Annotated in this window: 24 protein-coding genes; 6 read left to right on the forward strand and 18 right to left on the reverse strand. The window is 74.9% G+C overall.

Annotation, left to right across the window (positions count from 1 at the left end; genetic code table 11):
- From ACIQTO_RS30795 to ACIQTO_RS30845, 11 genes are all read right to left on the reverse strand, one after another.
- Window positions 1-1528 (reverse strand): glycosyl hydrolase family 18 protein (locus ACIQTO_RS30795; protein ID WP_402394872.1); only part of this gene is annotated, 1528 nt, incomplete at its 3' end.
- 531 nt (window positions 1529-2059) lie between these two features.
- Window positions 2060-2641: a hypothetical protein gene (locus ACIQTO_RS30800; protein WP_402394875.1), complete on the reverse strand. Its 582-nt coding sequence runs from the start codon at window positions 2639-2641 to the stop codon at window positions 2060-2062.
- A gap of 381 nt (window positions 2642-3022) precedes the next feature.
- Window positions 3023-3646, reverse strand: a complete 624-nt coding sequence (locus ACIQTO_RS30805; protein WP_402394877.1) for a hypothetical protein — start codon at window positions 3644-3646, stop codon at window positions 3023-3025.
- Between the two features lie 71 nt (window positions 3647-3717).
- Complete coding sequence (locus tag ACIQTO_RS30810) at window positions 3718-4674, reverse strand: ABC transporter substrate-binding protein (protein ID WP_402394880.1); 957 nt, start codon at window positions 4672-4674, stop codon at window positions 3718-3720.
- A 77-nt stretch (window positions 4675-4751) separates the two neighbouring features.
- A complete protein-coding gene (locus ACIQTO_RS30815) occupies window positions 4752-5456 on the reverse strand; it encodes an ABC transporter permease (protein WP_402394882.1) in 705 nt (234 codons plus the stop codon).
- Window positions 5453-6121 (reverse strand): ABC transporter permease, encoded by a 669-nt coding sequence (locus ACIQTO_RS30820; protein ID WP_402394885.1) that lies wholly within the window; start codon window positions 6119-6121, stop codon window positions 5453-5455. The genes ACIQTO_RS30815 and ACIQTO_RS30820 overlap by 4 nt, the downstream gene beginning before the upstream one ends.
- The gene (locus ACIQTO_RS30825) at window positions 6111-7274 is read right to left on the reverse strand and encodes an ABC transporter ATP-binding protein (RefSeq protein ID WP_402394888.1); all 1164 of its coding nucleotides are present in this window, start codon (window positions 7272-7274) and stop codon (window positions 6111-6113) included. Before ACIQTO_RS30825 ends, ACIQTO_RS30820 begins: the two co-directional genes overlap by 11 nt.
- Before the next feature lie 382 nt (window positions 7275-7656).
- Window positions 7657-8043 (reverse strand): rhodanese-like domain-containing protein, encoded by a 387-nt coding sequence (locus ACIQTO_RS30830; protein ID WP_402394891.1) that lies wholly within the window; start codon window positions 8041-8043, stop codon window positions 7657-7659.
- Window positions 8037-8588 (reverse strand): cysteine dioxygenase, encoded by a 552-nt coding sequence (locus ACIQTO_RS30835; protein WP_402394893.1) that lies wholly within the window; start codon window positions 8586-8588, stop codon window positions 8037-8039. The genes ACIQTO_RS30830 and ACIQTO_RS30835 overlap by 7 nt, the downstream gene beginning before the upstream one ends.
- Window positions 8589-8763: 175 nt before the next feature.
- Window positions 8764-8841, reverse strand: coding sequence for a putative leader peptide (locus ACIQTO_RS30840; protein WP_101948289.1), 78 nt, complete (start codon window positions 8839-8841; stop codon window positions 8764-8766).
- 47 nt (window positions 8842-8888) lie between these two features.
- Complete coding sequence (locus tag ACIQTO_RS30845) at window positions 8889-12110, reverse strand: hypothetical protein (protein ID WP_402394896.1); 3222 nt, start codon at window positions 12108-12110, stop codon at window positions 8889-8891.
- Window positions 12111-12574: 464 nt separating this feature from the next.
- Between ACIQTO_RS30845 and ACIQTO_RS30850 the strand changes: the two genes are divergently transcribed.
- From ACIQTO_RS30850 to ACIQTO_RS30860, 3 genes are all read left to right on the forward strand, one after another.
- Window positions 12575-13417: a nitrilase-related carbon-nitrogen hydrolase gene (locus ACIQTO_RS30850; RefSeq protein WP_380571403.1), complete on the forward strand. Its 843-nt coding sequence runs from the start codon at window positions 12575-12577 to the stop codon at window positions 13415-13417.
- A gap of 14 nt (window positions 13418-13431) precedes the next feature.
- The gene (hydA, locus tag ACIQTO_RS30855; protein ID WP_402394899.1) at window positions 13432-14844 is read left to right on the forward strand and encodes a dihydropyrimidinase; all 1413 of its coding nucleotides are present in this window, start codon (window positions 13432-13434) and stop codon (window positions 14842-14844) included.
- A 74-nt stretch (window positions 14845-14918) separates the two neighbouring features.
- Window positions 14919-15932 (forward strand): TIGR03842 family LLM class F420-dependent oxidoreductase, encoded by a 1014-nt coding sequence (locus ACIQTO_RS30860; RefSeq protein WP_402394902.1) that lies wholly within the window; start codon window positions 14919-14921, stop codon window positions 15930-15932.
- 84 nt (window positions 15933-16016) lie between these two features.
- Here ACIQTO_RS30860 and ACIQTO_RS30865 read toward each other — a convergent pair whose 3' ends face one another.
- Window positions 16017-17255: a glycosyltransferase gene (locus ACIQTO_RS30865; RefSeq protein ID WP_402394905.1), complete on the reverse strand. Its 1239-nt coding sequence runs from the start codon at window positions 17253-17255 to the stop codon at window positions 16017-16019.
- 137 nt (window positions 17256-17392) lie between these two features.
- Between ACIQTO_RS30865 and ACIQTO_RS30870 the strand changes: the two genes are divergently transcribed.
- The gene (locus ACIQTO_RS30870) at window positions 17393-17659 is read left to right on the forward strand and encodes a GlsB/YeaQ/YmgE family stress response membrane protein (RefSeq protein WP_402394908.1); all 267 of its coding nucleotides are present in this window, start codon (window positions 17393-17395) and stop codon (window positions 17657-17659) included.
- Between the two features lie 179 nt (window positions 17660-17838).
- Here ACIQTO_RS30870 and ACIQTO_RS30875 read toward each other — a convergent pair whose 3' ends face one another.
- The 6 genes from ACIQTO_RS30875 to ACIQTO_RS30900 all read right to left on the reverse strand — a co-directional run bounded on the left by ACIQTO_RS30875 (window position 17839) and on the right by ACIQTO_RS30900 (window position 22627).
- Complete coding sequence (locus ACIQTO_RS30875) at window positions 17839-18774, reverse strand: ADP-ribosylglycohydrolase family protein (RefSeq protein ID WP_402394911.1); 936 nt, start codon at window positions 18772-18774, stop codon at window positions 17839-17841.
- Window positions 18775-18943: 169 nt separating this feature from the next.
- Window positions 18944-19531, reverse strand: a complete 588-nt coding sequence (locus ACIQTO_RS30880) for a TetR family transcriptional regulator (RefSeq protein WP_402394913.1) — start codon at window positions 19529-19531, stop codon at window positions 18944-18946.
- A 168-nt stretch (window positions 19532-19699) separates the two neighbouring features.
- Window positions 19700-20635: an aldo/keto reductase gene (locus ACIQTO_RS30885; RefSeq protein ID WP_402395060.1), complete on the reverse strand. Its 936-nt coding sequence runs from the start codon at window positions 20633-20635 to the stop codon at window positions 19700-19702.
- 350 nt (window positions 20636-20985) lie between these two features.
- Window positions 20986-21432, reverse strand: coding sequence for a (4Fe-4S)-binding protein (locus tag ACIQTO_RS30890; RefSeq protein ID WP_402394915.1), 447 nt, complete (start codon window positions 21430-21432; stop codon window positions 20986-20988).
- Window positions 21432-21734, reverse strand: coding sequence for a GNAT family N-acetyltransferase (locus ACIQTO_RS30895; protein ID WP_402394917.1), 303 nt, complete (start codon window positions 21732-21734; stop codon window positions 21432-21434). Before ACIQTO_RS30895 ends, ACIQTO_RS30890 begins: the two co-directional genes overlap by 1 nt.
- 47 nt (window positions 21735-21781) lie before the next feature.
- Complete coding sequence (locus tag ACIQTO_RS30900; protein WP_402394920.1) at window positions 21782-22627, reverse strand: class I SAM-dependent methyltransferase; 846 nt, start codon at window positions 22625-22627, stop codon at window positions 21782-21784.
- Window positions 22628-22780: 153 nt separating this feature from the next.
- Between ACIQTO_RS30900 and ACIQTO_RS30905 the strand changes: the two genes are divergently transcribed.
- Window positions 22781-24298: a sensor histidine kinase gene (locus ACIQTO_RS30905; RefSeq protein WP_402394922.1), complete on the forward strand. Its 1518-nt coding sequence runs from the start codon at window positions 22781-22783 to the stop codon at window positions 24296-24298.
- The gene (locus ACIQTO_RS30910) at window positions 24295-24954 is read left to right on the forward strand and encodes a response regulator (RefSeq protein ID WP_402394924.1); all 660 of its coding nucleotides are present in this window, start codon (window positions 24295-24297) and stop codon (window positions 24952-24954) included. The genes ACIQTO_RS30905 and ACIQTO_RS30910 overlap by 4 nt, the downstream gene beginning before the upstream one ends.
- Window positions 24955-24972 lie beyond the last annotated feature (18 nt).

Raw genomic sequence — 24972 nt, forward strand, 5'->3', positions numbered from 1 at the left:
CGCTGCCGGGGGTGACGGTGGCGGTGACGCCGGCCGGGGCGCCGGTGACGGTGAGGTTGACGCTCTGCGCGGAACCGGCCGTGACGGCGGTGGAGACGGTCGCGCTGGTGGAGGAACCAGCGGCCACCGTGCCGGAGTTCGGGTTCACCGCGACCGAGAAGTCGTTGCCGGGCTGGGTGCTCGTCACCTTCAGCGAGTAGCTGCCGGTGTGGGTGCCCGAGGCCCCGCTGCCGGTGATGGTGAGCGGGTACGTGCCCGCCGCGGCCGAGGCCGTGGTGGTGATGTTCAGGGTGGCGGTGCCGCCGGCGGTGACGCTGCCGGGGGTGACGGTGGCGGTGACGCCGGCCGGGGCGCCGGTGACGGTGAGGTTGACGCTCTGCGCGGAACCGGCCGTGACGGCGGTGGAGATCGTCGCGCTGGTGGAGGAACCAGCGGCCACCGTGCCGGAGTTCGGGTTCACCGCGACCGAGAAGTCGTTGCCGGGCTGGGTGTTGCTGGTGTACTGGGAGAAGATGTGGCTGAACTCCCAGGTGCCCTGGCTGATCCCGGAGCAGTCGTCCCGGCCGCCGGTGCCCGGGCAGCCGCCGTTGTCACGCTGGAGGGCCCAGAACGAGAGCGTGTTGATGCCCTTCGAGACCGCCCAGTTGTACACCGTGGTCGCGTTGGCCACCGTGAAGGTCTCCGCCGCGCCGAAGTCGTCGATGCCGACCATCTCGGTGATGCCGATCGAGCCCCACAGCTGGGCGGGGGTCCTGGTGGGGTAGAGCTTGGCCAGCTGGTTGTAGAGGCCGGTCGCCGCGGTCTGGGTGTCGGCGGCCATGTCGTGCGCGGCGTTGTCGTAGTAGTCGAAGGTCATCAGGTTGACGACGTCGATCCGCGCGTTGTTGGTGACCGCGTTCTTCAGCACCGCCAGGCCGCTGGAGGCCAGGCCGCTGGTGGTGGTCGGCAGCGTGTAGGAGAACTGGATCGAGCGGCCGTTGGCGGCGGCCCAGTCCTGCACCAGCTTGATCGCCTTGTTGCGGCGGTCGATGCCCGCCGTGTTGGTCAGCGAGTTGTCCTCGATGTCCAGGTCGATCCGGCTGATGTCGTAGGTGGTGATGACGTTCTCGAAGGCGGCCGCGATCTGGTTGACATCGGTGCAGCTGTCGGCCAGTTCGGTGCCGGTGTTGTCGGCGGTGTAGCCGCCGAACGACGGGATCACGTCGCCGCCGTTGGCCCGGATGGTGGCGATGTCCGCGCCGAAGGAGGACGAGGAGACCGGCAGCGAGCTGTCGCCGTTCCAGTAGGGGGTGCAGGAGCCCTTGGTGGCGGCCTGCAGGAACGCCATCGTGAGGTGCTTGGCACCGGACTGAGCGGCCAGCGCGGCCGGGCTCTGACCGGTCCAGGCCTCGAAGTACGGGGCGAACACCCGGGTCGGCAGCGGGGTCGCGGCCTCGGCCGAGGCCGTCCCGACGGCGACCAGGCCGGCCGACGCGGCCAGCGTGACACAGGCCGTCAGGGCAGCCTGGATCGTTCTGCGTAGACGCATGAAATTCTCCAACAGACGTGGTGGGGCAGGACGTTGGTGAAGTACTGGGGTGCGCTGCGGAACTGTGGAGCGGTGGAACTGTTGACCGCGGAGCCGCGGATCGGTGGCCGCGCGGTCGTCGAGCTGCGGAGCGGTGAACTGCGGAACGCGGTGGGGGCGTGCGGGCAGGCGGGCGTGCGGAACCCCGTGGACACGCGGAACGGACGGACGACGCTGCGTGGGCACGCGTACGCCGTGCGGGTCGGGGGCGGTGTGGAGCAGGGCAGGGCGATGCCTCAGCCGCCGGTGGTCACACCCCCACAGTGCATCCCGGTCGGATCGACATGCTTATGGTTGGACTAGACCACTCGTCTGTCAAGGCTCCTAACAGTTCGTCGGCGGAGTGATCCGGTCGTCGCGGGGCGAACCATCCGGTGCTGACGGGCGATGCCGCTCCGGCGTGACCGGCCCCGCGACTTCGCCGGAAAGGCGCGCCCGTCGGCCGGGCGGGACGGGTCCGGGCCGACGGGCGCCGTGCCGGCTGAGTGGACGTCAGGGAGTCCGGGAGAGAAGCCCGTCGACGATCTCGACGGCTTCGCTCGGACTGCGCCACCGGAAGGTGAAGTGGTGCTCCGCCATCCGGTGGACGGCGGAGGTCAGCCACGCGTCGTCACCGAGCAGCTCGGCCCGCTTCCGGCCGACGACGGTGCCGAGCAGCACGTCGAGGAGCGAGATCTCGCGGGCGGAGTAGAAGCCGCGGTGGTGGGTGAACTCGGGTGACCACAGGTCGTACGGGTGGCGGACCATGGACCGCAGGCAGGAACCGCGGGAGGACACCGCGGACTTGCTCAGCAGGCCGCCGATCCTGGAGCTGGAGAACCGGTCGACGGTGACCGCGACGCCCAGCTCCATCAGGCGGTCCCAGGTCACCAGGTGCGGGTCACGGCCCAGCACGCGGTGCACCAAACCCTCGGGCTCGAAGGTGAGATGGGCCCGGCGCTGGTGGTCCCCGAGGGTCCACCGGCCGTCGACCCGGACCAGCGGGCCGAGGCCGCCCTGGACGGACTCCGTGGCCCCGCCGGCGGAGGAAGCGGCCGCGGCGGGCGGGGTGGCGGCGTTCGGCTCGGTGGTCACGGTGCTCCTCGGGCAGGCGTCAGCGTCACGCCGACCAGTCTTCCCGGCTCACCCGATCGCGACAGTACACCGCGGCGCCTCCGGCCCGCACGGGAGTTCGGTCGCTGCCGTGGTGCGGTCGTGGCGCGGGAGGCCCACGGGCGCTGCGCGCGCGGGGCGCCGGCGCTGACCGCCTCGCCCCGTCAGACCGACCGGGGGCGGGGCGCTGCGCGCGCGGGGTGCCGTGGCCGCGCGCCGGTCGTTGCGCGCGGCCACGGCGGCCCGGTGCTCAGGACACCGGGCAGCTCAGGACACCGGGTTGTTCAGGGCGCCGGGTTGTTCAGGGTGCCGGGTTGTTCAGGGTGCCGGACTGCTCGGGGCGGCCTGCCGGTGGCCGGGGTGTCAGGACGGCGGGCAGAGGGTGGCGCGCAGGGCGTCGAGGATCTTCCCGGCCTTCTCGGCGCCGAAGCCCTGCGGGTGGTCGGGCGCGGTGAAGCGCTGGTCGGCCAGCTCGATCAACTTGGCCCGGTCCTTGGGGAACTGGTACATCGACTGGCACTGGTTGCGGGCCCGGTCGACGGCCTGGTCGGGCTTGTCGCCGACGATCGCCGGGTCGATGGCCGCCAGCGCGGCGACCACCTTGGCGGCGTCGTCCGAGCCCGGCTTGGCGGGCAGCCCGGCGTCGGCCGGCGGCGCGGGCTTGGGCGGCGCCTGGGTGGCGGGGGCGTCGGGTGCGCCGGGCGAGGCCGATCCCGGGGCAGGTCCGTCGGGACTGCCCGTGGCCGGTGCGGAGGGGGCGGTGGGCGTGGTCGGGCTGCCCGCCGCGGTGCCGGTGGCGGGCGCGCCGGTGCCGGTGGCTTCGGCGCTGCCGCCGGGAGTGGGAGTGCCCGGCGCGGACGCGGTGGCGGCGGCCGGTGCGGTGGGGGAGCCGGCCGCGGTGCCGCTCGGACCCGAGCCGGACGAACAGGCAGCGAGGCTCACCGCGGCGAACGCCGTGAGGGTGGCGGCGAGGAGACGAGTGCGCATTCCGCCACACTGTCATGTTCGCGCCGCTCAAGGGAAGATCCCCTGACGGCGAAGCGTCGGCGGCCCGGGGCTCAGCCCAGCCCGTTGGCCTTCAGCCACTCCTTGGCGACCGCGGACGGGTCCTCCTTGTCGACGGCGACCTTCTTCATCAGCGTCGCCAGGCCCGCGGTGTCGAGCTTGGCCGACACCGCGTTCAGCGCGGCGACCGCGGGGGCGCCGATCGCGGCCTTGTTCACCAGCGGGGTGACGTTCTGCGCGCCGAACAGGTTCTTCGGGTCGGCCAGCGGGACGAGCTTCAGCTGGGCGATCTTCGGGTCGGTGGAGAAGACGTTGCCGACCTGGATCGAGCCGTCCTTGACCGCGTTGGCGGTGGTCTCGCCGGTCGGCTTCCACTCCTTGAAGGTCAGCCCGTAGACGTCCTTGAGCGGCTGCTCCTGGCGCGTCTTGAACTCCGGCGGGCCGCCGATGGTGAACTCACCCGCCTTGGCGACCAGGTCCTCGATGGTCTTCAGCTGGAACTTGTCGGCGCTCTCCTGGCTGATGCTCAGGGTGTCCTTGTCCTCGGCGGGCGAGGAGTCCAGGATGGCCAGCGAGGCGGGCAGGGTCTTCGCCAGGGCCGCGTTGACGTCGCCCGTGGTGGGCGTGGCCGCCTTGGCACCGAGGTAGGAGAGCAGCGCGCCGTTGTACTCGGGCAGCACCGTCAGGCTGCCGTTCTGCAGCTGCCCGTACAGCACCTCGCGGCTGCCGATGTTGAACTTCTCCTCGACCTTGACGCCCTTGGCCTTCAGCGCCTGCGAGTAGATCGAGCCGAGCAGCACGTTCTCGGGGAAGTTGGCCGAGCCGACCACCACGGTGGAGCCGGACCCGCCGCCGGCCGTCGAGCCGCCGGTCGCGGCGGCCGAGTTCGAGGAGCCGCCGAGCGGGTCGCCGCCCGAGGAGGAGCAGGCGGTGGCGCCGAGGGCGAGCGCGGCGACCGTACCGAGGAGCAGGGCCCGGCGACCGCTTCGGCGGCGTGCGGATGTCGACATGGTGATACGTGTCCTTTCGGGGCGGATGAGAATCAGCGGGATCAGCGGGATCAGCGGGATCAGCGGGAAGAGCAGGATCAGCGGGTCCGGCGGGACGGGCGGGACGGGTGGGACCGACGCTGGGCGCGCAGTCCGGGTGGGAGCGCGAACCGGGCCAGCAGGGCGAAGAACAGCTGGGCGCCGACCGCGAGCAGCACCACGAGCAGCGCGCCGCCCACCGTCACGGCGTAGTTCCGCGTGGCCAGCCCGTCGATGACGTACCGGCCGAGGCCGCCGAGGCCGACGTACGCGGCGACCGTGGCCGTCGCGACGACCTGGACGGTCGCGGTCCGGAACCCGGCCAGCAGGGTCGGCAGCGCGGACGGCAGACAGACCTGCCGGAGCACCTGCGGGTGCGTCAGCCCGACCCCGCGCGCCGCGTCCCGGACGTCCGGGTCGGTCCCGCGCACCCCCTCGACGGCGGCGACCAGCAGCGGCGGCGCGGCGAGCGCGACCAGCGGGATCAGTACGGCCGTGTCGCCGACCCCGGCGAGCAGCACCGCGAGCGTCACCAGGCCGAGCGTGGGCAGCGCGCGGGCGGCGCCGGCCATCGAGGTGACGACGGTGGCGCCGCGGCCGGTGTAGCCGATCAGCAGGCCGAGCGGCACGGCCAGCAGGGCCGCGTAGAAGAGGGCCTCGCCGGAGAGCAGCAGGTGCTCGGCGACGCGGTGCAGGATCGAGTCCGGGCCGCTGCGGCGGTCCGGGGCGGAGAAGAAGTCACCCAGCCAGGAGAGCCAGTTCACCGGCCGGCCCCCGTCTCCCGGACGGCCCAGGGCGCGAGCAGCCGCCGGGCTCCGATCAGCAGCAGGTCCACGACCAGCGCCAGCGCGGCGATCAGCACGATGCCCGCCACGATCGGGGTCGGGAAGGTGCGTTGGAAGCCGTCGATGAAGAGGTAGCCGAGCCCGCCGCGCCCGACCAGTGCGCCGACGCTCGCCAGCGAGATGCTGGAGACCGCCGCGACCCGGAGCCCGGCGACCAGGTAGGGCACCGAGGCGGGCAGTTCGACGGCCGCCAGCCGGTGCCACGGTCCGTACCCCATCGCCGTCGCCGCCTGGCGGACCGGGTCGGGGACGGCGTGCAGGCCGTCCACGGTGGTGGGCAGCAGTACCGCGATCGCGTAGAAGGTGAGGGGGATCATCACGGTGGCCTGGGTGGCCAGCCCGGTGTAGGGGATGAGCACCACGAAGACCGCCAGCGAGGGCAGCGCGTAGACGACGTTGAAGACGGCGGCCAGCGGTTGGTAGAGCCGGGGGAAGCGGGCGCAGGCGAGCCCCATGGGGACGGCCAGCAGCAGGCCGATCAGCACCGGGAGCAGGGCGATCACCGCGTGGTCGGCGAGCAGGTTGCCGAGATAGCCGAGGTGGTCGCCGATCCAGTACCACCGGACGATCGGTTCATCGTCCACCGGTGACCCCGTCGATCTCGTCCGCCGCGTCGGCCTCCTCGGGCACCCGCGTCCGCTCCGCCGGGCCGGCCCCGGACGCCCGCCCGTTCGGTGCGGGTGCCGGTGCCGGTGCCGGTGCCGGCGGGGCCGCGAGGGCGGCCAGGACGGCCTCCCGGCTCGCCGTGCCGGTGGCCCGGCCGTCGGCGTCCAGCGCGACCGCGACCCCGGCGGGGGAGAGGACGGCGGCGTCCAGCGCGGTGCGCAGGGTGTCGGTCTCCGGGCGGTACCCGGCCGCCGGGCGCAGGGTGGCGGTCGCGGCGTCCCGGTCGATCCAGCCGATCGGACGGCGCTCGTCGTCCAGGGCCAGCTCCCACCCCCCGTGGCGCAGTCCGTCGGCCACCGGGCGGACGGCGACGGCGACGGCGGAGCGCAGGCCGAGCCCGCGCAGCCCCCGGTCCCGGCCGAGGAAGGCGGCGACCCCGTCGTCGGCGGGCGCGGTGAGCAGGGTGTGCGGATCGGCGAGCTGGGCGATCCGGCCCTGCTCGCGCAGCACCACGACCTGGTCGCCGAGCCGGACGGCCTCCTCGATGTCGTGCGTGACGAAGAGCACCGTCTTGTGCAGCTCGGACTGCAGCCGCAGCAGCTCCTCCTGGAGCCCGGCCCGGACCACCGGGTCGACGGCGCTGAACGGCTCGTCCATCAGCAGGACCGGCGGGTCGGCGGCCAGGGCCCGGGCCACCCCGACGCGCTGCTGCTGGCCGCCGGAGAGCTGGAACGGGTACCGCTTGCCGGTCTCGGGGGCCAGGCCGACCAGCTCCAGCAGCTCGGCGGCGCGGGCCCGGGCCCTCTTCCGGTCCCAGCCGAGGAGGTAGGGGACGGTGGCGATGTTGTCGATCACCTTGCGGTGCGGGAAGAGCCCGGCCTGCTGGATCACGTAACCGATGCCCCGGCGCAGCCTGGCGGGCTCCAGTTCGGCGACGTCCGTGCCGTCCAGGAGTACCCGGCCCGAGGTCGGCTCCACCATCCGGTTGACCATGCGCAGCAGCGTGGTCTTGCCACAGCCGGACGGGCCGACCAGGACGGTTATCCGGCCGGTGGGCACATCGAGGTCCAGGCTCCCGACGGCGATGGTGCCATCGGGGTGGCGCTTGCCGGCGCCGTCGAATCTGATCACGGGGAGTTTCCTCTGTCTCGGCGCCTTCCGTTGCTGGCGCCGACGGTGTCGGTCTGTCGGTCGTGGCGGTTTGTCGACATGTGACGGCCCGTGAAACGGCCGCACCTGTCGGATCAACCGCCCGGGCGTTCTTCCGCCCGCGTGGCTGCCCAGCATCGGACCGGCGGAAACTCCGATCAGACTATGACCTGAATCATCTCCTGTCCCTGATTTACCGTCCGCCCGGGGCAGCCGGGCCGGGGAGGGCGGGGAGGGCTCCGGAGCCACCGGGTGGGCCGCCGGGGCCCGGGACGCAGCCGCCGGTCGCCGGCCCGGGCCTCCGGGGCGGCTCGGGCCGCCGGGCCGGGCCGGGGCGTGTCGTGCCGGTGGGCCGGTCGGCCGCTCAGCCGCTCTGACGCGTCGGCAGCCCGGCGGCGGCCCAGCCGACGAACCCGCCGTCCAGGTCCGTCGCCCGGTGCAGCCCCAGCTCGCGGAGCGAGGCGGCGGCCAGGCTGGAGGCATAGCCCTCCGAGCAGACCACGATCACCTCCACGTCGTAGCCGGTGGCCTCGGGGATCCGGTGGCTGCCCGTCGGATCCAGCCGCCACTCCAGCACATTGCGCTCGATGATCAGCGAGCCGGGGACCTCCCCCTCGGCCGCCCGCTGTGCCGCCGGCCGGATGTCCACCAGCAGCGCGCCGTCCAGCTGCGCCTGGTAGGCCTCGCGGGCCCGGGGCCGGTGGACCCCTTCGCGGGCGCGCTCCACCAGGTCGTCGATCGTGGTCACCATTGCTCCGGTCCCTCCTGCGAGGTGCGGACCAGTCCGCCGGCCCGCAGTTCGTAGTGCGCCATCGAGCTCAACGGCGGTGAGTAGGCGTGCAGCGTGACCGCGGGGCCGGCGGCCGTGTTGCGGACGTCGTGCACGTATTCCGGGCCGAACGCCCGGGCGGTGCCGGCCGCGATCCGGCGGATCAGCAGGCCCTGGTCCGGCCCGCCGAGCGAGAGTTCCTCCAGCTCGCCCAGCGCGACGGCGAACGCGCCGCGCGAGCCGCCGTGGTCGTGGAACCCGGTGGACTGGCCGGGCAACCAGCTGATCAGCCACACCTCGTGGTCCTCGTCGGCCGCCAGCCGCCGGTACCAGCGCTCCTCGGTGGACAGCCGGACGTGGTGGATCCACTGGTCGGGCTGCTCGGCGAGGTCGCGGACGATCGCGCGCAGGGCCTTCGGGGTGAGCGGTGTGCGGGTCCGTTCGGCTGTGACGGTGGCGGGCGCGGAGGTGTCGGGGGCGGTGGCTTCGGGGCCGGCCGGGGTGCCGGGGGCGAGGTCCAGGCTCATGTGGGCGTCCTCGGGGAAGGCGGAACGAGCGGAGGGTACGACCGGGCCCGGCAGGGGGAGCAGGCGTGCGCGTGGCACGGGAGCGCCGGGCAGGGCGCGTCAGGAAGACGGGTACGGGTGCGCGGCGCGGGCCCTGGCGGACGTCACAGGGCGGGACCGGCGAGGAGGGTCGAGGTCAACAGGCACAGATGGAACTCGCCTGGCGTCGCAGATCGACGTGCAGGCGGCAAACCAGAGTGGTGCCGGAGTCCATGCGCCGGATCTTTCCCGACGCGACGGGCACGAGTCAAGCGAGCCCGATCACTCGTGCGTGGCGCGCCGGGGTGGCGGGGGCGCCGCGGCCGGGCGCGTTGCCGCGCTGGTCGGGGCCGTCGGGGCGGTCTGCGCGGTCGGTACGCGGGCCGCCGCGGGCGCGCGCCCCGGTCCGGCCAGCGCCGCCTTGAGCACGGGCGCCGCCTGCTCACCCAGATGGCGGCCGAGCGTCTGGTAGGCGTCGAACTGCCGGTGGTCGAACCACTGGTCGCTGGTGCTGTCGTTCGGGAACGCCTGGTTGGCCGCCGCGTAGGCGTGCAGCTCGTACGGCATGCCGGGGGTGAGGACGGCCTGGACGACGATCAGCGTGCCGTGGTGGCGCCACTCGTCGCCGTCGCCGCCGGCACGGTGGACGCCGTGCGCGCCGGGGCCGCCGGGCCCGGCCTCGTCGTCGCCGGGCACGTCGAACGGGTCCGGGTAGCGGATGTCGCCGGTGATCACCGCCCGGGCCGAGAGCCGGTCCGCCAGCCGCGCCGCCAGTCCGCGCAGCGACTGGTCGGCACTGCCGGGGATCAGCAGCTCCGGTTCGTGCAGGGTGATCACGATGCCGAGTTCCTCGCGGGCGAGGGTGATCGCCGCCGCCAGGCTGGCGGCGGCGGGGGCGTCCCCGCTGGCGTCCACGCAGACCGCCGTCCGCACCCGGTGCCGGAGCAGCTCGACCAGGCCGAGGTTCTCGTAGTGCCCGCCGTCGGTGGTGAGCAGGAAGCGGTCGTCCATCGGGAAGCGCCCGCACAGTTCGCGCAGCTGGTAGGGCAGCCGCCGGACGGCGGGCTGCGGGGGGAGGCGCCAGTCCCGGTCCGGCGCCCAGAGCGGTCCGAGCGCGGCCGGGTTGGGCAGCCAGGTGCCCAGCCGGGCGTTGGTGACGGCGAACAGGCCCTGGTAGCCGCGGGACTGACGGCCCATCGCCGAGGAGAAGGCGGCGCCCGAGACGGCCATCGCGGACTGCACGGTGAGGTCCCTGGCGATGTGCCGCCGGGTGCGCCGCTCCAGCAGGTCGGTGCGGGCGTAACCGACGTCCGGCCCGCCGACGTAGTCGTGCGAGAAGGTGAACGAGACCGCCCGGCGCCCCGGGGGCGTGCGGGAGCTGCCCGACAGGTTGGCCGCCGCCGCGAAGAGCACCTGCGGGACGTCGGGGTGCCGGGCGCCGTAATGGCTGAGCCAGGTCTGCTCGCGGTAGAAGTGGTACGGCCGGGCCAGCACCTCGCCGTCCTCGGTGGCGCGGCGGACGGCGAACGCGGAGGCCAGCCGGCGGCGGTAGAACGGGTGCAGGCTCATCCAGGTCTGGTCGAGGTTGAGCCCGACCGTGCCGAGGACGAACGGCAGCAGCACCTGGGCGGCGACGGGCCAGGCGTGACCGGTGGCGACCGCCCAGCCGAGCGCGAGCAGGGCCCCCGCCGACAGCGCGGCGAGCGCCGCCCACACCAGCAGGTACTGGACGAGCCGGTCGGCCACCCCGCCGCCGAGCCGCCGGGTGCCGCGCAGCAGCCCGCCCAGGGCCGCCGCGCCCTGCTCGACGACCCGGCGCCCGCGCCAGAGTATGCCGAGCAGCAGACTGAGGTAGCTGAGCAGGACGGTCAGGCTCAGGCCGGCGCCGGTCTGCCGGGCGCCCACGGCGAGCGACTGCTGCGCCCAGACCGCGCCCCAGGCCACCCCGGGCACCAGCAGCACCCCGGTGGCCAGCAGCGCGGCCAGCGCGAGGGCGCCGTGCGAGAGCCGCCGCAGCGCCCGCGGCAGCGGGGCGCCCCAGCCGAGCAGGGAGAAGGTCAGCAGCCAGAGCAGCCAGCAGAGCGCGGCGGCCACCAGCAGCCCGAGCAGCGCCAGCACGGCGGGCTCCCGGACGGTGAACGCGCCGAGCCGGGTGCTCCCGCCGGTGCGCAGGCCGACGGCGGCCAGCGCGTCCAGGTCCGTCAGCGGGACGAACTGGTAGAACCGGCTGAGCCCGAGGCCGAGCACCAGGACGGCGGCGAGCAGCAGGGTCAGTGCCGCGACCAGGCCGCGCAGCAGCGTCCCGAGGGCGACCAGCCACTGGCCGGCCCCGTCGGCGAGGTACTTGGCGTGACGCCGGAGGTGGTCCTCCTCCGGTGAGCCGGGCTCCAGGACGTTGTCCGCCGTCAGACCGGAGACGGCGCGCACCGGCCCGCCGGGCGCGGAGTCGCTGAGCGCGAGCTGCAGCGCCCCGGTGGTGTAGCCGCCGCCGGAGACGGAGACCAGGTAGCGGGCCCGCTTCAGCCAGGGCCGCAGCGCCTGCAGCGCGCCGAGCGTGACGCAGGCGGACCGGATGCCGCCGCCGGAGACGCAGAAGCCGAGCCGGGCGGGCTCCCGGCCGGGGGGCACCAGGGCACCGTTGCGCCAGCGGGCGTGGCGGTCGAGCGGGCCGTGCGACCGGTGGCCGGGCGGCCAGCGCCCGCCGTGGGCGGTGGCCACCGGCCAGGGCGGGATCAGCTCGGGGCCGGAGGTGTCCGGGTCGGCGTCCGTGGCGGTGGCGGTGGCGGTGGCGGTGGCGGTGGCGGTGGCGGTGTCCGGGTCGGCGTCCGTCGCGGTGGCGGCGTCGGCCGAGGTGGCCGGGCCGGGGTCGGCCGCGCGCCGGTGGCGCAGGATGCCGCGCACCGCGCGGTGCAGAGTGATCACCAGGACAGTCAGGGCGACCGCCCCGGCGGGCAGCAGGAGCAGCCACTTCACCGTGGCGAGCGCGGCCGCGGCGGCGAACGGCGCGTCGGAACCGGAGCGCGGGCCGGCCGGACCTGCGGCCGGACCGGTGCCGAGTCCGTCCAGCCCGGTGCCGAGCAGGACGTTCTCCGCGATGCCCAGCGCGCCCGCGAGCAGGCCGGCGCCCCCGGCGGCGAGCGCGGCCAGCCGCCAGTGCGGCCGGGTGAGCACGTACCAGCCCAGCAGCCCCGCCGCTACGAGGGTCAGGGTGGTGCCGCCGAGCAGCCAGGGCTCGGCCCGCAGCGCCGCCCGGTGGTCGGCGGCCCGCCCGGCGACCGCGGCCTCGGCGGCTGCCGCGGAACCGGCCAGCTGCAGCCGTACGCTCCGCACCGCCGGTGCCCACCGGGCGAACAGCGCGCTCCCCAGCGCGAGCGGCAGCGGCACGGCCAGGGCGAGCAGCAGGCCGGCCCAGGGCGGCACCGGGCCCGGCGTGGCGCCGGTGAGCGAACGCGGGGTGCCCGGGGGCACGCCGCGCGGCCCGGACGGATCGGATGCAGCCGTCACGTCGACCTCCCCCGTGGACCTCGCCCGGATCGCCGTCAGGAACTCATCGCGGGGAACCCGCCGCCGGGACTCGTCGTCAGGAACGCACCGCCGGGAGATCACCGTCGGGAGCGCTCCGGTGACGGACCGCAGCGGCACCCTCGGGCGTCTTACCCCGTCCCGCACCGTCCCGCACCCGGATTCACCCGAATGAGTAAGGAGTGTGCCAACGGGGTAGATGAGCGTTTCATCCCGTCCGGAAGCCCCCGCGTGTCCGCGCAACAGGATCGCCCCGGCCGCGTCACGTCCGACGTATTGTCAGGCCACCGAGGCCGGGCCTACCGTCGACGGACCACGTTCTACGCACGTAGATGTGTGCACCGCCGCATGTCGACACGTGCGGGAACCAGAGGCAGATCCGCCCCGTCAACCCTCAGACCGCGGGCCCGACCCCCAGGCCGGGCCACGGAGTTGCGGAGGTACCCATGTCGCAGATCGTCCGTGCCGCCCTCGTGCAGACCCGGTGGACCGGTGATCAGGAGACGATGATCGCCCTCCACGAGCGCCACGCGCGCGAGGCCGCCGCCCAGGGCGCGAAGATCATCGGGTTCCAGGAGGTCTTCAACGCCCCGTACTTCTGTCAGGTCCAGGACCCCGAGCACTACCGCTGGGCCGAGGCCGTCCCGGACGGCCCCACCGTCCGCCGGATGCGGGACCTCGCCCGCGAACTCGGCCTGGTCGTCGTCGTCCCCGTCTACGAGGAGGAGCAGCCCGGCGTCTACTACAACACCGCCGCCGTGATCGACGCCGACGGCAGCTACCTCGGCAAGTACCGCAAGCACCACATCCCCCAGGTCAAGGGCTTCTGGGAGAAGTACTACTTCAAGCCCGGCAACCTCGGCTGGCCCGTCTTCGACACCGCCGTCGGCCGGGTCGGCGTCTACATCTGCTACGACCGCCACTTCCCCGAGGGCTGGCGGGCCCTCGGCCTGGCCGGCGCCCAGATCGTCTACAACCCCTCCGCCACCAGCCGCGGCCTCTCCGCCTACCTCTGGCAGCTCGAACAGCCCGCCGCCGCCGTCGCCAACGAGTACTTCGTCGCCGCCATCAACCGCGTCGGCACCGAGGAGTACGGCGACAACGACTTCTACGGCACCTCCTACTTCGTCGACCCGCGCGGCCAGTTCGTCGGCGACGTCGCCTCCGACAAGGAGGAGGAACTCGTCGTCCGCGACCTCGACCTCGGCCTCATCGAGGAGGTCCGGCAGCAGTGGGCGTTCTACCGGGACCGCCGGCCCGAGGCCTACGGCCCGCTCACCGAGGCCTGAGGGAGCCGGACACCGTGACCCGCACCGTCATCCGCGGCGGCCTCGTCATCACCGCCGCCGACGAGATCCACGCCGACGTCCTGATCGAGGGCGAGCGCGTCGCCGCCCTCGCCGCCAGCGACAGCGACGCCGCCCGCGCCTGGACCGCCGACACCGTCATCGACGCCACCGGCCACTACGTGATCCCCGGCGGCGTCGACGCCCACACCCACATGGAGCTGCCCTTCGGCGGCACCGCCGCCTCCGACACCTTCGAGACCGGCACCCGCGCCGCCGCCTGGGGCGGCACCACCACCATCGTCGACTTCGCCGTCCAACCCGTCGGCGGCTCGCTGCGCGAAGGCCTCGACGGCTGGCACGCCAAGGCCGACGGCAACTGCGCCGTCGACTACGCGTTCCACACCATCGTCTCCGACGTCAACGACGCGGTCCTCAAGGAGATGGACGCCCTCGTCGACTCCGGCGAATCCACCTCCTTCAAGCTCTTCATGGCCTACCCAGGCGTCTTCTACAGCGACGACGGCCGCATCCTGCGCGCCATGCAACGCGGCGCCCTCAACGGCGGACTCGTCATGATGCACGCCGAGAACGGCATCGCCATCGACGTGCTCGTCGAACAGGCCCTCGCCGCCGGCCGGACCGACCCCCGCCACCACGGCGAGGTCCGCCGCGAACTCCTGGAGGCCGAGGCCACCCACCGCGCCATCAAGCTCGCCCAGGTCGCCGGCAGCCCGCTCTACGTCGTCCACGTCTCCGCCGCCGCCGCCCTCGCCGAACTCGTCCGGGCCCGCGACGACGGCCTCAACGTCTTCGGCGAGACCTGCCCCCAGTACCTCTTCCTCTCCACCGACAACCTCGCCGAGACCGGGGCCGACGGCTTCGAGGGCGCCAAGTACGTCTGCAGCACGCCGCTGCGCCCCCGGGAGCACCAGGAGGCGCTCTGGCGCGGGCTGCGCGCCAACGACCTCCAGGTGGTCTCCACCGACCACTGCCCGTTCTGCTTCGCCGGCCAGAAGGAGCTCGGCCGCGGCGACTTCTCCAAGATCCCCAACGGCCTGCCCGGCGTGGAGAACCGGATGGACCTGCTGCACCAGGCCGTCGTCGACGGTCACCTGACCCGCCGCCGCTGGATCGAGATCGCCTGCACCACCCCCGCCCGGATGTTCGGCCTGCACCCGCGCAAGGGCACCATCGCCCCCGGGGCCGACGCCGACGTGGTCGTCTACGACCCCACCGCCGTGCAGACCGTCTCGGCCGCCACCCATCACATGAACGTCGACTACTCGGCCTACGAGGGGCGCCGGCTCACCGGCCGCGCCCGCACGGTGCTCTCCCGCGGCACCGTGATCCTCGACGACGGCACCTGGCTGGGCCGTGCCGGCCACGGCACCTTCCTGCGTCGCGACACCTGCCAGTACCTCGTCTGACGACCCCGCACCGCCGTCGCCCGGGGCCGCCGCGTCGGCCCCGGGCGGCCGTACCCTTCCCTGGAGCGCTCCCGATGGACATCGGCCTCGTCCTGCAGACCGACCCGCCCGCCCGCCTGCTCATCGACCGCATGGTCCGCGCCGAACAGGCCGGGTTCAGCCACGGCTGGACCTTCGACTCCTGCGTCCTGTGGCAGGAGCCCTTCGTCATCTACAGCCGGATCCTCGCCGAGACCACGACGCTGACCGTCGGCTCGATGGTGACCAACCCCTCCACCCGCACCTGGGAGGTGACCGCCTCCCTCTTCGCCACCCTCAACGACATGTACGGCAACCGGACGGTCTGCGGCATCGGCCGCGGCGACTCCGCGATGCGGGTGGCCGGCCGCCACCCCGCCACCCTCGCCCGGCTCTCCGAAGCCATGTACGCCGTCAAGGAGTTGGCGGAGGGCCGCACCGTCGAGGTCGACGGCACCGAGATGCGTCTGCCCTGGGTCCGTGAGGGCGCCGCGCTGCCGATCTGGATGGGCGCCTACGGCCCCAAGGCGCTCGCCCTCACCGGCCGCCAGGCCGACGGCTTCATCCTCCAACTCGCCGACCCCTACCTCACCGAGTACATGATCAAGGCGGTCCGCGCCGCCGCCACCGAGGCCGGCCGCGACCCCGACGCCGTCACCATCTGCGTCGCCGCCCCGGCCTACGTCACCGCCGACGACTCCCCGGCCGCCCTCGCCCACGCCCGCGAACAGTGCCGCTGGTTCGGCGGCATGGTCGGCAACCACGTCGCCGACCTCGTCACCCACTACGGCGAGCACTCCGCCCTCGTCCCCGAGGCCCTCACCGAGTACATCAAGGGCCGCCAGGGCTACGACTACAGCCACCACGGCCGGGCCGGGAACCCCGACACCGCGTTCGTCCCCGACGAGATCGTCGACCGGTTCTGTCTCATCGGCCCGCCCGCCGCCCACCGGGCCCGCCTGGAGCACCTCCGCGCCCTCGGCGTCGACCAGTTCGCCGTCTACGCCATGCACGACGCGGTCGAAAGCACCATCGACGCCTACGGCACCGACATCATCCCCCGGCTCTGAGCGCGGACCCGCCCCGGACCGCCCCCCGTGCTGCCCGCCGGAGGTCTTGAGCCCCGCCCGGTGCGCGGTGCGCGGTGCGCGGGGTCAGGCGGAGAGGCGGTCGACGGCGGCCAGGACCTTGGCGGTGCCGTCCTCGGCGGCCAGCGTGGCGGCGACGGCCCGGGCGCGGTCGCGGTAGCGCGGGTCGTCGAGCGCGCGGCGGACGCCGGCGGCCAGCCGGGCGGCGGTGAGCGAGGGGAGCGGGACGGGGCCGGGGGAGGTGCCGAGGCGGGTGAGGCGGGCGGACCAGAACGGCGCGTCGAGCTGGGCGGGCACGGGGACGGCGGGCGTGCCGGCCCGCAGGGTGGCGGCGGTGGTGCCGGCGCCGGCGTGGTGGACGACGGCGGCCATCCGGGGGAACAGCCAGTCGTGCGGGGCGTCGTCGATGGTCAGGACGTCGTCGGAGTCGGCCGCGCCGAGCCCGCTCCAGCCCGCCTGGAGGACGACCCGCACCCGGGCCGCCCGCAGGGCGGCGAGGACGGTGGCGCTGAGCGCCTCCGGCTCGGGGACGACCAGGCTGCCGAAGCCGACGAAGACCGGCGGCGGACCGGCCGCCAGGAAGTCGGTGAGCCGGTCCGGGGGCCGCCACCCGGGTTCGGGGTGCGGCCACCAGTAGCCGGCCACGTCGAGGCCGGGGCGCCAGTCGGCCGGGCGCGGGACGACGACGGGGGAGAAGCCGTGCAGCACGGGGTGGGCCCGCCGGGCCCGGGCGATGCTGTGCGGCGCGAGCCCGAGCCGGTGGCGCAACTGGCGGACGGCGGGGGCGAAGAGCCGGTCGGTGGCCGCCTCCACCGCGTGGCCGGCGAGCAGGTTCCCGGTGCGGCCCAGCGACCGGGTGCCGGTCACGGAGGGCGCGAACTCCCGGGTGGGGGCGATCGGTTGCAGGTAGAGGCCGATGCTGGGAATGCCGGCGGCCTCGGCGGCGACCTGGCCGAGCGGGGTGGTCGCGCTGGTGGTGAGCAGGAGGTCGGTGCCCCGTGCGGTGGCCTCGACGATGCCGTCGCCGAGGGCGGGCATGAAGGAGCGGCCCAGGCGCAGGAGTCGGATGACGGACAGCGGTCCGGAACCGGTGCGCAGGAGCTGCTGGCCGCGGTCGGAGGCGAGCTCGGCGCGCGGGTCGACCGGGAGGCGGCGGAACTCCAGTCCGGCGGCGCGCACGGTGTCGGCGAAGGTGCTGTGGGTGGCGACGGCCACCTGGTGGCCGGCCGCGCGGAGGTGGGCGCCGAGGCCGGTGAAGGGGGCCACATCGCCCCGGGACCCGGCGGTGGCGATCAGGATGCGCATGGCCGCAGTATCGCGGCGCGGGCCGCCGGGCCGCGGGGTGCCACGCCCGGCGCACCGCAACCGCGGGGGCGCACGGAGGCGTCCTCGCCGGTGGGAGCGGTCGGACCGGACCGCCGTGACGGAGGGTGGGAGGACGCGTGGGCATACTCGCGTGGATCGTGCTGGGTCTGGTGGCGGGGGCGCTGGCCAAGCTGCTGCTGCCGGGGAAGGACCCGGGCGGCCTGGTGGTGACCACCCTGATCGGCATCGCCGGGTCCTTCGTCGGCGGCTGGCTCTCCTCGCGGTTCCTGCACCGGCCGGTGTCGGCGCACTTCTTCGACCTGGCCACCTGGGGCTCGGCGATCGGCGGCGCGCTGGTGCTGCTGATCCTCTACCGGATCTTCTTCGGCAACTCCCGCGACTGACGGGGCGAGCGGGTCCGCGCGGTGCCGGGTTCGCGCCGTGGGCTGGGGGCGCGCCGCGCAGGGTTGGCGCCGTGTCGGGTTCGTGCTGTCTCGGGCCGGTCACGACCGCGGGTGAGCCGTGTCCCGCCCCGGTCGCGACCGCTCCGAGCCGTCGGCCGATGCCGTTCCGGCCGGGTCGCTCACGAACCGGTCGCCCGTGACTCGGCCACCCGTGACTCGGCCACCCACGCCGGCAGCTCCTCCTGGGCGTCCAGCCAGGCGGCGCGGATCCCGGTGAGGCCGGTCCGGGCGGCGACCACGCCGGCCGCGATCGCGCAGGTGGTGTCCATGTCGCCCCACCCCTCCAGGGTGTGCCAGAGCGCGTCCGGCAGGGAGTCCAGGTGCGCCGCGGCCGACCAGAGGGCGAACGGGACGGTGTCCGGGGCGGAGATGCGGAGGCCGGAGCCCAGGACGTGCGCGGCGTGCCGGACGCTGGTGTGCCCGGGCAGCCGGGCGGCGATCCGCGCCCCGGAGCGGACGTCACTGTCGGGCAGCCGGTCGGCGACCTCGGTGAGCAGCTCGGCCCGGCCGGGCGGGTGCTGCCCCCGGCTGCGGGCGGCGAGCGCCGCCGCGAGCGCGACCGCGACGGCGCCCGCCACCGCCTCCGGGTGGAAGTGCGTGGTGAGCGCCTGCAGTTCGGCCTGCCGGGCGACGGTGTCCAGGTCGTCGGCGAACCACGCGCCGAGCGGCGCGACTCGCATCGCGGCGCCGTTTCCGTAGGAGCCCTGGCCGCCGAACTGCGCTGCGGTGACGGCCCGCCAGTCGCTGCCGCCGCCGATCGCGCGCAGCACGCCGTGCATCGAGGGGCCGTACTTGCGGCCGTAGGCGGTGGTGTACTCCTCGGCGAACCCGTCCGCCAGCGCGTCCTGGTGGACCTCACCGTGGCGGAGCAGATGGCGGACCAGGACGAGCGCCATCGCGGTGTCGTCCGTCCAGTGCCAGGGCGCCGGGCGGGGCAGCCGGGCGGCGAGCGCGGCGGGGGCCTCGTCGAGCGGGGCGGAGAACCAGCGGTCGCCGAAGGCATCGCCGAGGGCGAGCCCTCGCAGGCTGTTCAGCGCGGGACCGGTGGCACGCATGTCGTCCTCCTCGGGGGATCGATCGTGCGTGACAGCCTGCCTGGCGACGGTCCGGTGGGGCGAGCGCCTTTCCGGGAGGTGCCCGGGGGTGCCGGTCCGGTCCGGGGGCCTGGCGGGTGCCCGGTCAGTGGGTGCCCGGCCGGCCGGTGCCTGGTCAGCCGGTGCCCGGTCAGCGGGCGAGGAGGCCGCCGAGGAGGAGCGTCCAGAGGGCGGCGAAGCGTTCCGGTGTGCGCGGGTCGGACCACTCGGCGGCGTACGCGGGGTCGTGGAAGTGCGCGGTCGCCTCGAACAGGGCCCGGGCGGTCGGGCCCACGGGGGTCGCCCCGAACTCCGCGGAGGCCAGCCCGTCCTGGACCATCCGGCCGATCTGCCCGACCAGGGTGTCGATGTGGGCGTCGACGGTGCCGCTGTTCTCCGCGACCAGGACCAGGTACGTCGCGAACAGCTCCGGGTCGTCCAGCGCCTTCTTCCGCTTGGCGGCGAACAGCGTCTCCAGCCAGCGGTGCAGGCGCTCGACCGCCGGTCCGGGCTCGGCGGTGATGGCCGCGAGGCTGTCGTGCGCCTGGTCGAGCCAGCGCTGGGTGACGGCCTCGCGCAGCGCCGCCTTGCTGGGGAAGTGGCGGTAGACGCTGCCGTGGCTGACGCCCAGGGTGCGGGCGACGTCCACCACGGTGGCCTTGGCCGGGCCGAACCGCCTGAGGACCTCCTCCGTCGCGCCCAGGATCTGCTCGGGGGTGAGTGCGCTGTCGGTGGCCACGGGGAGGTACGTCCTAACGGGGTGGTGCGTCCGCCGCCGGGGAGGCGGCGGTGCTGCGGCTGGCGGGCGGTGCGGCGGCCGGGCGGGCGCTCGGCCCGGCGGCGCGGGGGTGGCGCCGCCGGTGAGGCCCGGTCCCGGCGGCGGGCCGGCGACCGCCGGGGGCGCCGGTCAGTGCTCGCTGTCGAGGTGGGCCATCTGAGCCGCAGCGTACCTGTCCCCGGCGGCGGACCCGGCGGGGACGGCGGCCTCGATGGCGGCGAGGTCGGCCGCCGTGAGGCTGACGTCCAGCGCGCCGAGGGCCTCGGTGAGCCGGTCGCGACGCCGGGCGCCGACCAGCGGCACGACGTCCTCGCCGCGCGAGGCGACCCAGGCGATCGCGACCTGGGCGACGCTCGCGCCCCGCTCGGCGGCGACCGCGCGCAGGGCCTCGACCAGCTGGAGGTTGTGGGTCAGGTTGTCGCCCTGGAAGCGGGGGCTGTGGCCGCGGAAGTCGGTGCCCGCCAGCGCCCGCTCGTTGCTCCAGTGCCCGCTGAGCAGCCCGCGCGAGAGCACGCCGTACGCGGTGACGCCGATGCCCAGCTCCCGGGCGGTGGGCAGGATCTCGGCCTCGACGGACCGCGAGAGCAGCGAGTACTCGATCTGCAGGTCGCTGATCGGGTGGACGGCGGCGGCCCGGCGCAGCGTGTCGGCGCCGACCTCGGAGAGGCCGATGTGGCGGACGTAGCCGGCCTTGACGAGGTCGGCGATCGCGCCGACCGTCTCCTCGACCGGGACGGTCGGGTCCAGCCGGGCCGGGCGGTAGACGTCGATGTGGTCGGTGCGCAGCCGGCGCAGCGTGTACGCGAGGGCGGTCTTGGTGGCCGCCGGGCTCGCGTTGTAGCCGAGCCACTGGCCGTCGGGGCTGCGCTGGGCGCCGAACTTCACGCTGATCTGCACGTTCGCGCGGTCCCGGCCGCGCAGCGCGTCGTGGATCAGCAGCTCGTTGTGGCCCATGCCGTAGAAGTCGCCGGTGTCGAGCAGGGTGATGCCCGCGTCGAGCGCGGCGTGGATGGTGGCGATGCTCTCGGCCTCGTCGGCCGGGCCGTAGAGGTCGGACATGCCCATGCAGCCGAGGCCGAGGACGGAGGTGGTGGGGCCGGTGGCGCCGAGCGGGCGCTGGGGAGTCCGGGGGGTGGTGGACACGAGGGGCTCCTGGCGGGGTGAGGGGTGGGGTGGGGGGTGAGGGGGCGGCGGGGGTGACCGCAGGGGGCGCGGCGGCCTGACACGGTCCACTGTGGCACGTCGACTGACAGATTTCAAAGTTTGTCAGCCGTCATCTGTCAGCTGTCACTCGCAGCCGGCCGGATCCGCCCCCGGTGCCGGCGTTCGTCCCGTGTGGTGACCGTCCGGTGCGCGTCCGTCGGCCCGACGGGTGCCTCGGCGGTCGGCCTCGGCCGCTGTGCCCGCCGACGGGCTCACCCGTCCGCCGCACCACCGCACGCCCCGCTCCGGTCGCAGTACGGCTGTTCGGCGCTGCGCCCGCACCCGCACAACATCGCCCTCGGCGGCTCCCGGACCGCACCGTCGGCGCCCGCCACCCGCAGCTCACCGCGGACCAGCAGCCGCCCGTCCGGTGTCCGCCGCACCGTCGTCGGCCGTTGTGGCACCTCCGGGCCGCCGTCCGCCGCCCGGTAGGTCAGCGCGCCCGTCGGGCAACGCCGCACCACCTCGGCGACCAGCCCCGGCTCCGCCGCGTCCGGCGAGATCCACGGCCGCCGGGCCGTGTCGAACACCGCCGGCAGGCCGCGCACACACTCGGCCGCGTGCCGGCAGACCCGCGGATCGAAGGTCACCGCGATCTCCGCGCCCCGGTACGTCCGGGCGTCCCGACGGTGTGCCGCGGCCTCGTCCCCGCCGCCCATCAGTCGTTCACCCGGCTGCGGTTCTCGTAGGCAAGCTCCGTGTACTCGGGATGCCGCAGCATCCAGCCCTTGATGAACGGGCAGGTCGCCAGTACCGCCAGACCGCGCTCGCGCGCGTCGTCCAACGCCGCCCGGGCCAGCGTGCCGCCGATCCCCTGCCCCTCGAACGCCGGCTCGACCACCGTGTGCGGGTAGACCACCAGCCGGTCGCTGCGGATGTATTCGGCGAAGCCCGCCAGGACATCGTCCACCCGGGCCTCGAAGCGGCTCTCGGCTTCGACATCGCGCACCGTGACGGTCATCGCAGGCTCCTCACAGCCGGACACGGAGCCGGGCCGGCCCCGGTCCATCATCGAGCGGCGGCGGCCGCCCCGCCCGTCGGCCCGCCCGCCGCCGTGGCCGCCGGGGCGGGCAGGCGCTCGCCCCGGTCTCCGCCCCGGTCTCCGCCGCCCGGGGCGCGCAGCAGATGGGCCCGCGCCGGTGGCAGATTGCGCCACACCGTCCGGCTGCCCAGCCCGTACGTCGCCTCGAAGTGCCGTAACTGCCGGACCACCGCCCGGTGCCGGGCGCCGCGCCCGGGCCCGGCGACCAGCGTCCGCGCGGCCGTCGTGCCCAGGTAGCCGAACCAGGTCAACTCACCGCCCGGCACCAGCAGTCGCAGATAGAGCTCCAGCAGGTGCCGGACCTGCGCGGGCGTGAAGTTGGTGAACGGCAGACCCGAGACGATCACGTCGTACCGCTCGCCCGCCGGCCCGCCGCCGTCCGGTGCCGGCGGCCGGCCCTCCGGGAGCTCCTCCACCCGGCACTGCGACAGCCGCAGCCCGATCTCGGGCCCGCGCCGGGCCAGCTCCGGATCCTCCCGCAGCCGCCCGGCGAACCGCGGGTTCGCCTCGACGACGTGCAACCGGTCTCCCGGGCGCAGCACTCGGGCCAGCCGCCTGGTCACCGCCCCCGTCCCGGCGCCGACCTCCAGCACCGAGAGCGGCCGGTCCGGCCGGCTGGTCACCGGAACCACCAGGGCGTTCACCAGGCCCGGCCCGCTCGGCGCCAGCGCGCCCGTAGTGTGGAACGTGCGCAACGCCTCGGTGAGGAACAGCAGTCGGTCGTCGCAGGCCCGAACCGGACCGGTGCGGGAGGGGCGGTGGCGGGAGGTTGGCTGATCGGTCGTCATGTCCGTGGTGGTGTCTGCCGTCATGACACCGACGCTAGGGATCCCCGGGCCGGTCCGAATCTGCCGATCTGCCGCGCCGGACCCCGACGAAAGTCCAGGGTGCCGCTGGTCGTTCGTCAGGGGTCGAGCCCTCCGGGCAGGCTCTAGCATCGGCCCAGGCCGACGGGAGGAGACCGCGTGACCACAGGCCGTGCGGACCACCCGCGCCCCCGAATCCACCCCCGCCACCCGGGCGACCCCCACCGTCCGGACCGCCGTCCCGGCCACCGGGCGGAGCACCGGCCGGACCGGCGTCCGCCCGCCGCCCTGCTCGGCTGGTACGCCCCCGGCCGCCGCCGGTCGACCGAGACCCTCCTCCTGCTGACCGTCCTCGCCCTCGCCGCCGAGGAGGGCTTCACCCAGTGGAAGAGCGCCGACGGCCCCCACCACGTCCTGCGCACCGCCGCCGCCACGCTCGCCGCCCTGTCCCTGCTCCTCGCCCGCCGCCACCCGACGGCCTCGGCCGTCCTTCCCGTCCTCACCGCGGGGCTCCTCAACCGCGCCTTCCCCGGCCTGTTCAGCGTCTACCACCTGGCCGCGACCGGCCGGTTCGCCCCCGCCGCGGTCGGCGGCGCCACCATCGCGCTGATCGGCGCGGCCCGCGCCGACTCACTCCCCGCCTGGGTCGGGACCACCGCCTCACAACTGCTCATCCAGGCCGCCGCGTTCTCCCTCGGCCTCTGGCAGCACGGCCGTCGCGTCCTGATCGAGACCCTGCACACCCAGGTCGACGTGCTGCGCCGCGAACGCGAGTTCCGCGCCGAACAGGCCCGCTCCGCCGAACGCGCCCGGATCGCACGGGAGATGCACGACGTCCTGGCCCACCGCCTCAGCCTGCTCGTGCTGCACGCCGGGGTCCTGCGCGACCAGGCCCGGGCCGGCACGGTCGCCGAGGACCCGGACCGGCTCGCCCATCGACTGGAACTCCTGCGCACCGCCGCCGCCCGCTCGCTCGACGACCTGCGGGACGTCGTCGGCGCACTCCGGGCCGAACCCCGGCCACCGGACGAGCCCGACCTTCCCGAGCCGAGCGGTACCCCGGCCCACCCGCCGGGCACCGAGGGCGCTTCGGCACGGCACCCACCCCCTGCCGGGCCGCTCACCGGCGGGCCGTGCTCGCCGCGGTCTTCCGCGATGCCCACACCGATGCCACCGACACCACCGATACCCGCGCCGGTACCCGCGCCAGTGCCCGCACCGGCCCTGCGCGACCTCACCGAACTCGTCGGCGAGGCCACCGCCGCCGGGCAAACGGTCGAACTCGCCCTCGACGGTGACCCGGAGACCGTACCCACCACCCACCGCCTGGCCGTTCACCGCCTGGTCCAGGAGGCGCTCACCAACGCCCGCAAGCACGCGTACACCGCCCCCGTGACGGTCCGGGTCCGCTACGGCGCCCCGGCGACCACCGTCGAGGTACGCAACGCGGCGGGCGAACCGGCGCCATCGGGAGCCGGCACCGGTGGCGGGTACGGCCTGGTCGGGCTCGCCGAACGGGTCGGTGCGCTCGGCGGCCACCTCGACGCCGGGGCCGACGGTCACGGCGGCTACCGACTCGCCGCCCGGCTCCCGTCCCCCGAGCGTCCGGCGACCCTCGTACCCCGGCCGACCGCGTCACCCCAGCCGTCCCCACCACCACCGAGAGAGGGCTCATGATCCGCACCATGGTGGTCGACGACGACGCACTGGTCCGCCTCGGCCTCGTCGATCTGCTCGCCCAGGACCCTGCCCTCACCGTCGTCGCCGAGGCCGCCGACGGGCTGCAGGCCGTCGAACTCGCCCGCCACCGGCGCGTCGACGTCGCCCTGATGGACATCCGGATGCCCCGCCTCGACGGCATCGCCGCCACCCGTCGGCTGCGCGAGCTCCCCGACGCCCCGCGCGTGATCGCACTGACCACCTTCGACCTGGACGAGTACGTCTACCAGGCGCTCGCCGCCGGCGCCGACGGCTTCCTCCTCAAGGACACCCCGCCCGCCGAGATCGCCCGCGCCGTCCACATCGTCGCCGGCGGCCAGGGCATGCTGCACCCGGCCGCCGCCCGCCGCCTCATCGACCGCTACCACCGCACGGGCGCCCCGCGCGCGGTCGCCGCCCGCGGCCGGACCGCCGGGCTGACCCCGCGCGAGACGGACGTCCTGCGCGAACTGGCCCGTGGCCTCTCCAACGCCGAGATCGGCGCCGTGCTCGGGATGCGCGAGAGCACCGTCAAGGCGCATGTCAGCCGGATCCTCTCGGCGCTGGGCGTCGGCAACCGCGTCCAGGCCGCCCTGCTCGCCCGCGACGCCGGAGTCGTCGACGACCCGGGCTGACCGGAGCCGACCCGGGTT

This window comes from Kitasatospora sp. NPDC091207, assembly GCF_044768625.1.
Taxonomy (GTDB): Bacteria; Actinomycetota; Actinomycetes; order Streptomycetales; family Streptomycetaceae; genus Kitasatospora.